We start from the raw sequence: 14,216 nt of genomic DNA, 5'->3' as shown, positions 1-14,216 counted from the left end.
TGCTACCCCCGTTCCTGTCGCGCAAGTACTCCCAAATCTGCCGAATCTCCTTGCGAAATTCCTGGCGGTCAATAGCTGCTTGTTGTCTGTCTTGGGCTGCTTGCGCTCTATCCTGCTCTGCTTGTATTGCTAGAATATCAACACGATTGGTTACAAAGTTAACGTTTTCGGTTAATTGCTGGATATTAGCAACTAAGACATCAATCGTGGCACTCTGAGCGCTAACATTTTGGTTAGTTTGTTGGATGTTAGCACTTATAGCAGCAATGACATCATTCTGATGACATCACTCTGAGCGCGAACATTTTGGTTAGTTTGTTGGATGCTAGCACTCATAGCAGCAATGACATCACTCTGAGCGAGTACTGTTTCACCTACGTTGCTAAACAGGGTTTCTAGGCGGGTTAAGCGTTTCTCAACAGTTAATGGTGGTTGTCGTGGGTTGGTCATTTGTCCTCCTTGTTTTGCTCTTGGCGTTTTTTGACGATCGCTTCTGACACCATAAACGCGGCTAAGTTGCCCATCATCTCAAATCACCCTACGCAATGTCCATTTTTTTATGTCATTTATTGTACTGTAGTGTACTCGATATTTTATCCTAATGGTGTCCTATAGTAGTAATGCAAGCGCAAGACAAGCGCTAATGCATAGCCTTTACAAGGGGGGTAATAATGTGATTCAAATGACAGCCTACAACTTTTCCAACATCCTCTAAGAAATAGAAAATTCTCAACGACTGTGAACTGATAACACAACAACACTGCTTGTAACCACAGCAAAGGCTGTAGGAAGAAATGGTAACCATGCTCCTTGTGGGAAAAGAGCGATGCCCTTAGAGGGAGTTGCACAGAGCGCGATCGCACAAACTCCATATAAAACAATGACTGTAGCAACTATGGCACATCCCCCATTTAACAGCGATGCTCCCAAAGAGAGCCGAGCAGAGCGCGATCGCACGTTCCAAACAATCAGACCAGACACACTCGACCATCCCCATATCCAGAGAATATCACCCCAGTCAGGTAAAACCCAAAAAATTGGTCGTTCGTCTAAAACTGCACTCAGAATTTGACTAACCATTTGCGCTTGTATGTATACGCCTGGAGTTTCCTGATATTCTTGCTTTGCTTCACTGTAGGGAGTTCGCCAAGTATCACCGACAGTGTTTGCTGTCACTCCTATAAGCACAACTTTATCTTTAATAAAATCAAGGTTAGCTCCATCACTTAATGCATATTCCAAAGTAACTCCTCTATAATCAGCATCACGGTAATTAACAAGTATTTGAATTCCCCCTAATGTTTCCAAATTTTGATAGCCACCACTAAGACCGGGCTTTAAGCGTTTAAATATTTTAGAACCTGTTTTAGAATTAAATTTTACATAATCTTCATCTAATTCAAGATTTTTGTCAGATAGGTAACGAGCAGCCAATTGCAAAGAGAGTGAATGAGGAGTTTTACAGGGAGACGAAAAATCTTGATCCATCATCAAAATTTGACGACGGATAACACCATCTGGATCTAGAATTGCATCAGTAAAACCCTGACGCTCTACAGGTACTTTTTGGGGAGGTTTAACTCCTTGAGGATCGTGTTTGCTATCTTTGCCTTTACAGACAACAACGACATTTTCTTGGTTCAGTTCATCAGCCAGTTGTATCGGTTTTAATTTATCTGGAGGATCGGTAAAGTCTCGATAAATATCCAATCCAACGACTCGCGGTTGATGCTGTTGTAATTTGTTAATTAGTTCAGCTAACGTACTATCCGAAATGGATTTTAGCCCTGTTGTTATTCCTTGTCGGGATTGAATGTCTTTCTCAGTAATTTCAACAATGACTAACCTGTGGTCTAACTCTTCCTTTGGTCGCAATAGCAGCATTTGGTCAAAGATTTGCAGTTCGGCTTTCTGGAAAACTCCTAAATATCTTAAACTTATCGTTACAAGAGTAACAATAATAGTACTTAGCAGCACAGTCCATAATTTAGTCTTTGAAACCGAAATTCTGCTTGGAATCGAGACATGATTGCCAGCCTCAGTGTTACTAGAGCGATGCTGCAAAGCAGCCGCTTCGCGATAAGCCGGGTACGGCTTGCGCCAAGGGCGATCGCGTAACGCTTGCCAAGTTATTGGGACAGTTGTAGGATTTTGACAGATAACGGGTAACCAACTAGCACACGGAAATTCATTTTCCAATGCTTGAAGTCTTTTCCGCGCTTCTCGCACAGCAAGGAAAAATGGCTTCCCACCCGTAAAAGACATGAGAAAATTGTTCAAGAACTGCTGCGCTACTAAATCTGATACTGGTTCGCGCATGACAATTATTTGAGGAATGTTCAAATCTGCCAAATTTCGAGCCAAACCAATTCCATCACAAGAGTTGAAAATTGCAAGTTTTAAACCCCGTGTAATTGCTGTCTGAAGAGCATATTTAAACTGAGAAATTGTTAAACTCTCAGTCTGGTTGATCTGAATTTCCCCTTTTTCACCACCTGCAAGGCTAACACTATGACCTGCAAAAAACAGAATATCCCAATCTCGATCCCACAGTTGTTCGTCCAATTCTCGACGTGTAGGTTCGACTAGAAAGGTAGTTTGGGTATCTTTTAACTTTTGTAACAAAGAACGGTCTTTATCAATATTAATACCAACACTGTTACCCAAAATTGCCAAAATCTTAACTTTACCTGTGGGAGATTTTTGTAATATCTGAGGAGACGCATACTCATGATTGCTCAACGCAACCTCAGCGTTGGGGTAATCCTCAAAAAAATCCCATAAATGCCATGGTAATCGATGTAGTAGTGTTATGTGAGTTTCAATAATGACTCTAATTTCATCATCTCGACTCAGTAGAGTCCGTAACTGCCGTTCAATATTTTGGAAGGATTCAGATTTTAACCAAGTATTAATACAGACTTGTAGTTGTTGACACAAGCCCTCAAAGTCATTTACAGAAATATGAGTAATATCTTGCGAATGCACTTTTATACGTTGATTGCTACCCAAACGTTCATGGATAGCTTCGTAGAGTAACTGCCAACTTCTGTAGAGTTCGCTGAGTTCCGGTATAGCTGGTAAACTCCCTGTTATTTTAACAGATTGATTATTATACCAAAGTTGAGCAGTGACAACAGGAAAACCCCGATCTAAGTCTCCTCCCAACAAGCTAAAGACAACTAGTTTACTCATTTGTCAAAAGTCCTTTGTCATTTGTCATTTGTCATTTGTAAGAGTGTTGTTTGTGCGTATCTAATGACCAATGACTAATGACCAATAACCAATGACTAAATTACAAAATTTTCTGTTATTTGGTAACTATCAAGAGTCACTTGGATGGTGAAACATTCTCCTACTTCTCCACTAAAAAGTTTCAATTGCACGTAGTTATCTTGTTCTCTTGCTTGCACCTCCTGAATAGTTTCCCCTGACTCTAAAAGCAAAGCTAGCTTAATATTAACAGGTAAGTAAAATTCCCCATGGGTTGGATGTAGTTGCACGCGAATATCAACTTGTTGGTTAGTCTCTGGTATCAAAGCAACTAATAGCACTACTTTTTGAGACTCTATTTCCATTCCCAAGTCAATCAGCTTAGCACGTTTGACCCTAGCAACCCCTATTCCAGAAGAACTCCTGAAATTAAAAGCTAAACTGTTGGAATTGGGCTGCAAAAACGTCTCTATTGTTTCCCAAGCAGTATCGTACACACCTTCAAACCAACGACTGAGATTGACTTGCACTTGGGAAGATTGTACCTTCTGCCGTTGTTGGTACAAGCACTGTCGCCACTGTTCGTTTTCTAATAGCGCTCCCCAAGTTGTAAATGGCACTGATAGTCTGGGAAATGTTACTGAGTCACTGCCTAACCGTTGCAAAAGATTTTCTGCTTGCTCGGTTGATACTTGTGGTAAAGGGGCTACAGCTGCTTTTGTCTCCTCTCCGATACAAAATTGATAGCTCAAAGAGAAAGCGTTGAGGTCTTGTGTCAAATGCCGTGCGTCCATACAATAAGTTCTATCTACTGGGTCATACTCAGCCAGAGATTTTAGTTCGGTATGAGTTGTGTAAGCCCAAATTCGCACCCATTCCCCATCTGGTTTGACTTGCACTGCTAAATAATAGTCTGCTGCCCAACTGGGAATATCTACCCATTCCTGAGGAACTTCTAACTCGCTATCATCAATTGCCTCACTAGGGATCAACATGACTTGCTTCCCTTCTAATAAAATTGCCGTGCCATTGACAAATTCCCAAAAAGCTGTAATGCCGGGGGAACTGTACCAAATACTTGCTTCAGGAAAGGATTCAGTAGAAATCCAATCCAAAAAGGCATAAAGGCAAATTTGATTCGTGTAAGCGCACCAACGACTGCTGGGCGTGGCATAAACTTGGCTTTGTTGCCAAGATTGCTCCTGAACTGTTGGTGATATTTCTAACAACCATTCTCTTGGGTCTGCAAACGCGCCAGTCATTTTTACTACCTTGTACTCATCATGTTATACTCACCATATTGATTTCTCAACCACTCTTCTAAAAAAAGACTCATATCTTTAATTTGGTTGGAATGAACAGGAATATTCAAAGTTGACTGGCTCCACTTAACTAATGCTGCAAGCATTGATTCTCTGCCTTTAACCAGTCTGCGAGACACTGTAGGCTGGCTCATCTGCAACTCCTGCACAATCTGCTGCTGAGTGAGCCCTTGTTGGTAATAAAGCTTGAGTACTTCTTGGGATTGTGCATCTAGGCTCTGTAAAGAATTTAACAATTCAGCAGACATCTGAGATATTTGGTTTTGTCGGTTTTCCACATCCTCTTCGGCTATCATATCAGCCATGGGTGAGCTAGAGGATGGGTCAGGGACATCAAACGTTATTGTTGTGTCGTCATCTTGCTTGAAAGTATTTAGCGATTTAACAGGTGGAAACAGATAAGCACGCACGTAGAGAGCTGTTTGGGTTAACCATTTTTCAATTGTCTCGCTTGTGCATTCCCCAGTCGATTGAGTAAGTTGGCTCTTGCGTTCCTGGTTGTAGAGGTTGGCAATAGCTTCCCAAAGTTGGCGACTTGGTTCCGGTAACTTAGCAATTCCGGACGGTTGCTTCTGGACGTACAGTTCTTTGAAACAAGTCCAGGCTAAACGATATTGAGTCATTGCGGTAGGTGATAATCCAACTTCACTCAGAGCTTCTAAAAGCAGCTTTTTACTGACTTTACGCAATAATGCCCAGTTGGTGCAAAGTTCGGCTTCCTGGCGTTGGCGTAAAATATCTCTCAACCGACTGGGCATTGCCATCATGGCGTAAGCTTTTAAGCTAGAGCATTTTTCTGCCTTGAAGTCTTTAAGAATTGTTTCGATTTCTGTATTCGCCATTTGGAAGTAATCAGCTAGACTGTATTGGCTGTTCGTAAATTTGGCAACTGTTTTTGAAGCTGTCCAATAACATGGTTCTTGCAAATAAGCCAACAAATGCATTTTTGCTAAATGATTGGACTGAGTTTTCCAGTGCTTGTGCCAATAGAGTGCCCAAAAGTTCTCTGAGGTAGTGACTTCTGCTGAAGAGTTCAAGCAATTTTGGATACTTCGATGCAGTTTGCGATCGCTCAACCATTTGCCAAATTTGTCATTTTCCAGCTGCGCGAATGTTGAGAACATATCCGTAATGTCTTGTCGGGGACGCATAGGCAATAGAGGTGGGGGATTAGAGGTTAGGGGATAGGGAAGAGGGATTTTCTTGTTTGATTGTGGAATTGCTCTGTAATTAGTTGGCTTTAGCTTCTAATACTCTTTAGTTTACGTACTTTTAAGGAGATTTTTTAAAGATTTTACGAAATCGTGCATCGTACTGATGAAGAAAAGATTATCACTCAATTCATGATTAACCAAAGGAGTATATTGATAGGCATTTTTCAAAGAAGAAATCCCGTTGATATAATTATTAATACCAATAATAAATGCCAGTTCTATCTAGAAATCTTCTTCATTTAACTCGGCTATTTTCATCAAGGCTCTTAAGGTTCCTATCTTTAAATCTTTGTTTGTATGAACAGGAATTGATAATATTTGCTCGTAGTCAGGGTGTTTGTAGATATGATGACTTCCAGTTATTTTTCTCAAAATCCATCCTTTTTTCTCTACTATTGTACATAGCTTTTTACCCGAAATAGACTTCATACAGCAATTTCTACTATTCGATCTGTATCATTTGTCGAATGACTTTCATTGGCTACCTCAAGCCATCCTTCAATTGCATCCTTAAGATTAGTCATCAGTTCTTCCCAAGTATCACCTTCAGTAATACAACCAGGTAAAGCAGGGACTTCTGCCCAGAATCCACCTTCTTCAGCTTGATGAACAATCGCTTTAAACTTCATATCATGTCATGTATACGAGATTGAACCTTTATATTATAATTGCTGCCACTGATGCTACGCCATACACATACTGCAAGGGATCTCGGAAATTGTAGGTTGGGTAAACCCGTGTAGAAACCCAACAAATGTCTGTCAATGTTGAGTTTCGTTCCTCAAACGCCAGTAAAGGTGCGGAGGGAAACCCTCCTATGGCGCATTCGCGCCACGCACACGGTTCAGGGCTGGCTCCCCAACCTACGTGTTTTCGCATTTTTAGGCTTAACCGATAAGTATTGCCACTGATACTTTCACTATTCTGCCAAAGGATCTCCCACTCCCGATCCCTCATTCCCCAAGCAACTGCATAAGGTCAAAGGTACAACATCTATCTCCTATTGCAACTGTAAAATGAGGTCAGTTCATCAAAGGAGAGCATACAACCTATGGGTGCTTCATCCAGATACTGGAAAATTTGGCGAATTAATCCAGCCAGCGAACAAGCGGGGTACAAACTCTTCTTGGTTCCTCCGGCACAGGATTTTTGTCACAAACAGTTGTCACGTTCCCAGAATGGAGATGTGGAAACTGCTCTTTACGCCTTCTTCTACAATCAAAAACTGGAGGTTGATGACAAAAATCGTGCTGTTGCTGGGCTTTGTCTTAGGTGCTACGTTTCCGACCCTATACTAAAAGCTTGTCAAAAAATTGACAATTTATTTGGTACGGAAAAGCACTTTACTTACCAAGATTTGCTGCCATTTGTTCTAAATGATGATGGTGAAAGCTTACTCGTTTTGGATAAAGACAGCAAAAATCAACTGCTTTTAGATAAAAACGGTCAAGCTAAGACAGCCAGTTTTAAATTCTTTTCTGTTAGGGTTCTGCAAACTTACAAGCCTGACTCTCAGTCGAGAATGAGCTTAGAGAATTGGGCTTATTTACAAACCAGACAAAATCCAGAGCTAAAAGAGTTTTTATCAGAATTTGGTTTTCAGCATCTGAGTGACTGGGCGCTTTTGAACCGTGCTAGATCCAAACAGCTAGAACGCTTCTCACAACGCGAACGTCATTTAGTAGAAGTTTTTCATGCCGTTTATCGTCGCGATCGCCAACAGCAGCGTTCTTATCAAACTAGACGATGTCCCGATCCTACTAACGCTCAACAGCAAGAAATGCTAGCCCAGTTGAAACAACGCAAGGTTATTATCAATGACTCAATGGAGTTAATTAAAGAACTCAAACTTGTTGTTGCACAACTCAGGCAGTATGATATCTGGAGCTATAGAGAATCGATAGAAATTCAAGATCCCGAAACTGGCGGTTACTCACTTAGATCTGATTTACCTTATGAATTCCTGAATGAAGTTGATGTAGAACAGCGAGAACTTTTAGAGTTTTTGCACGAGCAACTACAATTAGCTTTGCTTAAAGCTATTAAAGAAGAAATTCAAGCGAGTCTTAACCGATTGGAAAAAAGCAAAAAGTATGCGCCTCTAGCTCAAAAGTTCATTCCTGGATTGAAATTATATTACGGTCAAGGATTAGCTCTAAAAGAAATTGTTCCTCAACTAGGAATGAGTAGCTGGGATCAAGCAAGACGAATCTTAAACCCTGGTGAACTTTTAAATAAGGTACGCTATGCCACAGTTCAAACACTCCTTGAGAAAATTTTACAAAAGGCTGAGGAAAAAGGTTTAACGAAACTTCCTCCACAACCAGATTATCTCAAAGCTATTTCCGAACAAATAGAAGCTTTTGTTGATGAAGAAATTTTTCAAGAAGCATCGGAAGAAATTAGAGTGGGGAAAAACCGAGCCATGAATAGCGTATACGCACGACAGCTTTTGCAATACATAGAAAAACGATAAACACAGTTTACAATTAGGAGAGAACTTATTATGTCAGAGTTATCAATAACCCCAACAAAGATCGGGTTGATTTTGCCGGAAAGCGTATGGTTGGAACCGGAACACTTTTACCAAGCAACACAAATCAGTAACCAAATTATGAATGAAACAAAACAGTGGCAAATTTATCTCAATAGCTTGGGATTGTTTGGGTTTGAACAATGGCTGACTGCACGCCTTCCAGAACAATCTATTCAAAAACAAACTCATGTTATTGAAACCTGTGCTCAACTTCAACTTGGAGAGTTTAAATTTTGCGTGATTTCTACCGAGCATCTGCTTGATGAAGTGGTAAGCATACCGGAAAATATTATTCATGCACCCGAACTAGTAGCTCATTTTTATGTAGTGCTAGAAGTTTCTGAAGAACAGGAAGAAGTTATTATTAGAGGTTGTTTGCGTTACGATCAACTGGTTACCTATTGCAGTAGCGATCGCTTACATGATGGCTCATACCAATTAGGGCTATCGGTATTCGATTCAGAACCCAATCATTTGTTGCATTACTATCTTCACTTGGAACCTAGCTCTATTCCTTTACCCGTGGCTTCAACCGAAAAGGTATCAGACAAGTTATTAACATACTTTAATGAAACAAGAACTAAATTGAGCCAATGGTTTCAAGGGGCTTGTGATGAAGGTTGGGAAATTATTGATAGCATGCTGGATCGCGAAACCAATGTGGCATTTAATATTAGGCAAACACAAGCGGGTGTGAAGAGAGCTAAGTTAATTGACTTGGGAGTGCAACTCGGTCATCAAACAGTAGCGTTGTTAGTCAATATCACAGAAGAAACTGAGGAAAAATTAGGCGTTTTGATTCAGCTACACCCTACCAATGGAGAAAGAGTATTACCATCAAATATTAAATTAACACTGTTTTCTAAAGCTGGAAAAACTCTTCAAGAAGTTACCTCTAGAACTCAAGATAATTATATTCAACTCAAGCCTTTTAAAGGTGAAGCAGGAAAGCGTTTTAGTTTAGAAATCAGTCTCGAAGATACTAGAGTCAGAGAAAACTTTGAATTGTAAAACAGATCTCCCAATCAAAATGGTATAAGTTCAGACTAGTTAACCACACAAACACAATCTCTGCTTTCCTGCATTCTGTTTCTTTCTGCTCCTCCACACTCAACATTTTCACCCAACTCCATCATATATACACAGCAAGGCAATACAAGGATATGGTATAAAAGTAAAATCTATGACAATCTTGGACAATCAAGTGCAGCTTTGAATGAGCAAGTCGATTGTGATTAATTTAGGTCAAGGTAACTTAGACCAAGGATTTCCAAGAGTTACTGTTCAACTATGGGGAGCGGATTATCCTCTGCCAGAGCAATTTATTGGCGGCTTACCTCCAGCACCAGAGCTCGTTGAACTTTGTAGAAATTGGCAGTCAATATATCAAAATATTTGCGATCGCAAACAATGGCGTTCTTCACAAATTGATGACGAAGATGATGAATTTGAAATCGATGAAGGCAGTGTTACCAACGTCTCGGTTCTGGATTTTCACAGTGTATGTAACAAATTACAACAAAGAATGAATGATTGGTTGCAATCTCAAGGAATTCTTAAGATTAGCCAACAATTGCGCTCTGCACTGAATCCAACAGATGAAATTCGCGTCATTATTCAAACAAACGATCTACTGCTGCGAAAATTACCCTGGCATCGCTGTGATTTCTTTCGAGATTATCCTTTGGCAGAAATAGCTCTCTCTCAACCGGAATACAAACGCGCTCAAGTCTTGCAACCTAAAGTCAAAAGAACAAGAGTGAGAATTTTGGCGATTCTGGGGAACAGCTTTGGGATCGATTTGGCTGCAGAACGTCAATTTCTTAACAATTTAGCAGATGCAGAAGTTGTATTTCTTGTCAAGCCATTAAGACAAGAATTGAATACATACCTTTGGGACTCCACAGGTTGGGACGTTGTATTTTTTGCAGGACACAGTCACACCGAGGGTGAAACGGGCAGACTTTATATTAATGAGAACGAAACCAACAACAGTTTAACAGTTGAACAGTTAGAAGAAGCACTCAAAGCAGCTATTGTCCAAGGTTTAAAGCTAGCAATTTTCAATTCTTGTGATGGCTTGGGATTGTCTTTAGCACTAGAAAAATTGAATATTCCTACAGTTATTGTGATGCGGGAACCAGTACCAAATTATGTAGCCCAAGAGTTTTTCAAACACTTTTTAGAAGCTTTCGCTGTTGAACGACGTTCTTTATATCTCTCGGTACAACAAGCACGTAGAAAATTGCAAGGTTTGGAAGATGACTTACCTGGTGCTTCTTGGTTGCCAACAATTTGTCAAAATCCCGCCGTCAAACCGCCGACTTGGCTCACTTTGTCTGGAATGCCACCTTGTCCCTACCGTGGCTTATTTGCGTTTCGGGAAGAAGATGCACACTTATTTTTTGGACGGGAAAAGTTTACCCAAAATTTAGTGACAGCAGTGAAAAAAAAGCCATTTGTGGCTGTGGTAGGTTCTAGTGGAAGCGGTAAGTCCAGCGTTATATTTGCCGGATTGGTGCCTCGGTTGCGACAAGATACAAATGTTTTTTGGCAAATTATCTCTTTTCGTCCTGGGAATAAGCCAATAACAGCCCTAGCAGAAGCTTTTGCACCTTTGAGTACCACACAAACACTCAACAATGAGAGATTTCAGAGTGCGGGATTAAAACTGACAACGCAAGCAAATTATCAATTGGAGGCGGGTGTCAATTCTCGGACTGACAATTCATCACTCACCGATGAAAACTTCCGTTCCCTAGCCAATTTGGAATTGGAACTGGCACTCGAACAAGACGACAGTGCTTTATACACAATCATTGAAACTTTTGTTCAACAAAATCCTGGAACTCGCCTGGTACTTATTGCCGATCAATTTGAGGAACTCTACACCCTTTGTCCCGAACACGAACGCCAGCATACCCTCAACTTATTACTGAATGCCTGTACCCGCGCCCCTGGATTTACCTTAGTCACAACCCTACGAGCTGACTTTTACGGCTACGCTCTTTCTTATCGTCCTTTGAGTGATGCTTTGCAAGGAGCAGTTCTCAACCTTGCGCCCATGTCCCGTGAAGAATTGCACGATTGCATTGAAAAGCCGGCGGCACAAATGCAGGTGGAATTGGAAAAAGAATTGACAAATAAGCTGATTTCTGCATTGGAAGGACAGCCAGGTCGGTTACCTCTGTTAGAGTTTACCCTGACTCAACTTTGGTCAAAACAAAGTGAAGGATTGCTGAGTGTTAAGGCTTACGAAGAAATTGGTGGTGTAGAAGAAGCACTCGCTAATCATGCAGAGGGAGTATACAGCCAACTTTCCGAAACAGACAGACAGCGATCGCAACGGGTATTCATGCAGTTAGTTCAGTTAGCCGAAGGTGGTGAAGCAACTCGGAGGTTAGCCACTCGTGCTGAAGTCAAAGAAGAAAATTGGGATTTGGTAACTCACTTAGCATCAAAGCGTTTGGTTGTTACAAATCTTAAGGGACACACGTGTTGTGAAACAGTAGAAATTGTGCATGAAGCCCTAATTAAAAGCTGGGGACGCTTGGAATACTGGCTGCAAATGGACGGAGAGTTTCGGAACTGGCAAGAAAAGTTGCGAGTGGCAATTGGTCAGTGGGAGAGTAGCAATTTAGATGAAGGGGCATTGTTGCGAGGAAAACCCCTTTCTGATGCAGAATATTGGCAAACAAAACGATGGGAAGAACTGAGTGTTAGCGATCGCAATTTTATTCACTCTTCTCTAGAACTGCGGGAACGTGAGGTCAAACAGCAAAAGCGACGGCAGCAAATTACTATTCTAAGTCTTGCCAGTGGTATGGCGATCGCATCAATACTTGCCGCTTTTGCCGGTTGGCAGTGGCAAAAAGCTCAAGTTAATGAAATTCAAGCAACTATTAAATCTTCACAAGCTCTGTTTGCTTCTGACAAAAGATTGGATGCCCTCGTACAAGCACTGAGAGCTAATCGGAAATTACAAATGGTTGGTACGAATACTACAGAAATAAAGACTCAAGTTGATTTAGCACTCAGGCAGGCAATATACGGAGCTAATGAGTATAACCGCCTCATAGGACACAGTGCTAAAGTACACCAAGTGAAATTCAGCCCTAACGCTCAGACCATCGCCACAGCGAGTGCAGATATGACAGTCAAACTGTGGGGGCGAGACGGTCGTTTGCTCAAAACTCTTATTGGACATAAACGCGCAGTATACGGAGTTGCTTTCAGCCCGCAAGGTAATACCATTGCCTCAACAAGTGACGATGGAACAGTCAAACTGTGGACGCTTGACGGCACTTTACTCAGAACCCTCAATCACTTTTCTGAGGTTTACGCAGTTGCATTTAGCCCTGACGGGCAAACTCTTGCCTCAGCAACTTGGGACGGTAGTATTAATCTGTGGAAGCGAGATGGGACTTTGTTCTTAACCATTCCAGGTCATAGCGAAAGCGTAGATACTATCGCGTTTAGCCCGGATGGTAAAACCATCGCTTCTGGAAGTTGGGACAAAACAGTTAAATTGTGGAAGCTTAACGGCACTTTACTCACAACTCTTCAGCATAATGACAAAGTTCTGGCGATCTCCTTTAGCCCCAACGGTCAGTTTATTGCCACAGCAAGTGCCGATAAGACAGTGAAACTCTGGAAAAACAATGGTCAGGGAGAATTTGAAACGCGTCCTTACAAAATTTTCAAAGGTCATGAGGGTCAGGTTCATGGAGTCGCCTTTAGCCCTGACAGTCGGCTGATTGCTTCTATAGGTTGGGACAAAACTGCCAAACTTTGGCAGCTTGATGGTACTGAGATTGCCGTACTCAAAGGTCACAGTGGAATCATTTGGGGTGTGACTTTTAGCCCACAAGGTAATACCATCGCTACCGCTTCTGATGACAAAACTGTGAGATTGTGGCGGTGGAAACATCCTTTACTCACTGAGTTGAACGGTCACAGTGCCGCAGTTCATGGGGTAAAGTACAGCCCTGATGGGCAGTTCATTGCGACTGCTTCCGAGGATCACACCGTAAAATTATGGAGGTCGAACGGCAATCCCGTAACAACCTTTACTGGTCATAGCAAAGATGTATGGGATATTGCGTTTCATCCCAATGGTCAGCTCATTGCCACAGCCAGTTGGGATAAAACAGTTAAACTCTGGAAGCGAGATGGTACCTTCATTAAATCTCTTGTTGGTCACCGCTTCTATGTAAACGCAGTCGCTTTCAGCCCTGATGGTAAGATGTTAGCGTCTGCTTCTGATGACACAACAGTGAAACTGTGGCAAACCAACGGCACCCCAATTGCCACTTCGAGCGGTCATACCAATGAAGTGTGGGCTGTTACCTTTAGCCCAGACAGTCAAACGATTGTTTCGGCAAGTCGAGATAATACCGTCAAGTTTTGGAGACGAGATGGAACGCTTGTAAGAACTCTTTATGGGCGTGCCCCCGTGACTTCAGTTGCTTTCAGTCCCAACGGTCAGCTGGTTGCCACAGGAAGTTGGGACAAAACCGTGAAAGTGTGGAAATCTGATGGGACTTTAGTAACAACCCTCAACGGTCATAATGCTGAGGTTTTTGGGGTAGCCTTTAACCCTGATGGTAACATCATTGCCTCAGCAAGTGGCGATAAGACTGTGAAATTATGGAGGACAACAGATGGTACTTTGCTAACAACTTTTAAGGGTCATAATGGGATTGTTTGGAAAGTGGCGTTTAACCATAATGGTGAAACAATTGTCTCTAGTGATGAAGACAAGAGAGCGCTTGTATGGAATTGGAAACGTTTTCTCCAACAAGATGAATTACAGGATTACGGCTGTCAGTGGTTAAGAGATTATCTTCGCACGAATGCCGATGTACAATTCAAAGATAACTATCTCTGTGATTTTACCTCTCCCAAAAATAATCTAGGAGACTAAGCATG

The 14,216-nt window shown here is 41.6% G+C and carries 10 protein-coding genes; 3 read left to right on the top strand and 7 right to left on the bottom strand.

Annotated features, from left to right (window positions below):
• Positions 1–255: 255 nt before the first annotated feature.
• The 7 genes from F7734_RS62955 to F7734_RS01095 all read right to left on the bottom strand — a co-directional run bounded on the left by F7734_RS62955 (position 256) and on the right by F7734_RS01095 (position 6,706).
• Positions 256–450: a hypothetical protein gene (locus tag F7734_RS62955; RefSeq protein ID WP_243146602.1), complete on the bottom strand. Its 195-nt coding sequence runs from the start codon at positions 448–450 to the stop codon at positions 256–258.
• Between the two features lie 279 nt (positions 451–729).
• Complete coding sequence (locus tag F7734_RS01120) at positions 730–3,195, bottom strand: CHASE2 domain-containing protein (RefSeq protein ID WP_155742987.1); 2,466 nt, start codon at positions 3,193–3,195, stop codon at positions 730–732.
• A gap of 95 nt (positions 3,196–3,290) precedes the next feature.
• Positions 3,291–4,475, bottom strand: coding sequence for a DUF1822 family protein (locus tag F7734_RS01115; RefSeq protein WP_155742986.1), 1,185 nt, complete (start codon positions 4,473–4,475; stop codon positions 3,291–3,293).
• 5 nt (positions 4,476–4,480) lie between these two features.
• Entirely contained in the window at positions 4,481–5,659 is a 1,179-nt protein-coding gene (locus tag F7734_RS01110; RefSeq protein ID WP_347566105.1) for a sigma-70 family RNA polymerase sigma factor, read from the bottom strand.
• A gap of 312 nt (positions 5,660–5,971) precedes the next feature.
• Entirely contained in the window at positions 5,972–6,178 is a 207-nt protein-coding gene (locus tag F7734_RS01105) for a type II toxin-antitoxin system HicA family toxin (protein WP_155742984.1), read from the bottom strand.
• Positions 6,175–6,378, bottom strand: coding sequence for a type II toxin-antitoxin system HicB family antitoxin (locus tag F7734_RS01100; protein ID WP_155742983.1), 204 nt, complete (start codon positions 6,376–6,378; stop codon positions 6,175–6,177). The genes F7734_RS01105 and F7734_RS01100 overlap by 4 nt, the downstream gene beginning before the upstream one ends.
• A 28-nt stretch (positions 6,379–6,406) precedes the next feature.
• Complete coding sequence (locus tag F7734_RS01095; protein ID WP_155742982.1) at positions 6,407–6,706, bottom strand: hypothetical protein; 300 nt, start codon at positions 6,704–6,706, stop codon at positions 6,407–6,409.
• Positions 6,707–6,800: 94 nt separating this feature from the next.
• Between F7734_RS01095 and F7734_RS01090 the strand changes: the two genes are divergently transcribed.
• From F7734_RS01090 to F7734_RS01080, 3 genes are all read left to right on the top strand, one after another.
• Positions 6,801–8,225 (top strand): hypothetical protein, encoded by a 1,425-nt coding sequence (locus F7734_RS01090; protein ID WP_155742981.1) that lies wholly within the window; start codon positions 6,801–6,803, stop codon positions 8,223–8,225.
• A gap of 30 nt (positions 8,226–8,255) precedes the next feature.
• Positions 8,256–9,296 (top strand): DUF1822 family protein, encoded by a 1,041-nt coding sequence (locus tag F7734_RS01085; protein WP_155742980.1) that lies wholly within the window; start codon positions 8,256–8,258, stop codon positions 9,294–9,296.
• A gap of 205 nt (positions 9,297–9,501) precedes the next feature.
• A complete protein-coding gene (locus F7734_RS01080) occupies positions 9,502–14,211 on the top strand; it encodes a CHAT domain-containing protein (protein WP_155742979.1) in 4,710 nt (1,569 codons plus the stop codon).
• The last annotated feature ends 5 nt before the right edge of the window (positions 14,212–14,216 follow it).

The organism is Scytonema sp. UIC 10036 (genome assembly GCF_009725235.1).
Note: the sequence above shows the minus strand (reverse complement) of the source record. Positions and strands in the feature narration are given on the sequence as shown.

Excerpts from the sequence above, each read along its gene's own strand:
- F7734_RS62955 (WP_243146602.1), bottom strand. The coding sequence starts at position 450 with ATGACCAACCCACGACAACCACCATTAACTGTTGAGAAACGCTTAACC.
- F7734_RS01120 (WP_155742987.1), bottom strand. The coding sequence starts at position 3,195 with ATGAGTAAACTAGTTGTCTTTAGCTTGTTGGGAGGAGACTTAGATCGG.
- F7734_RS01115 (WP_155742986.1), bottom strand. The coding sequence starts at position 4,475 with ATGACTGGCGCGTTTGCAGACCCAAGAGAATGGTTGTTAGAAATATCA.
- F7734_RS01110 (WP_347566105.1), bottom strand. The coding sequence starts at position 5,659 with ATGTTCTCAACATTCGCGCAGCTGGAAAATGACAAATTTGGCAAATGG.
- F7734_RS01105 (WP_155742984.1), bottom strand. The coding sequence starts at position 6,178 with ATGAAGTCTATTTCGGGTAAAAAGCTATGTACAATAGTAGAGAAAAAA.
- F7734_RS01100 (WP_155742983.1), bottom strand. The coding sequence starts at position 6,378 with ATGAAGTTTAAAGCGATTGTTCATCAAGCTGAAGAAGGTGGATTCTGG.
- F7734_RS01095 (WP_155742982.1), bottom strand. The coding sequence starts at position 6,706 with ATGAGGGATCGGGAGTGGGAGATCCTTTGGCAGAATAGTGAAAGTATC.
- F7734_RS01090 (WP_155742981.1), top strand. The coding sequence starts at position 6,801 with ATGGGTGCTTCATCCAGATACTGGAAAATTTGGCGAATTAATCCAGCC.
- F7734_RS01085 (WP_155742980.1), top strand. The coding sequence starts at position 8,256 with ATGTCAGAGTTATCAATAACCCCAACAAAGATCGGGTTGATTTTGCCG.
- F7734_RS01080 (WP_155742979.1), top strand. The coding sequence starts at position 9,502 with ATGAGCAAGTCGATTGTGATTAATTTAGGTCAAGGTAACTTAGACCAA.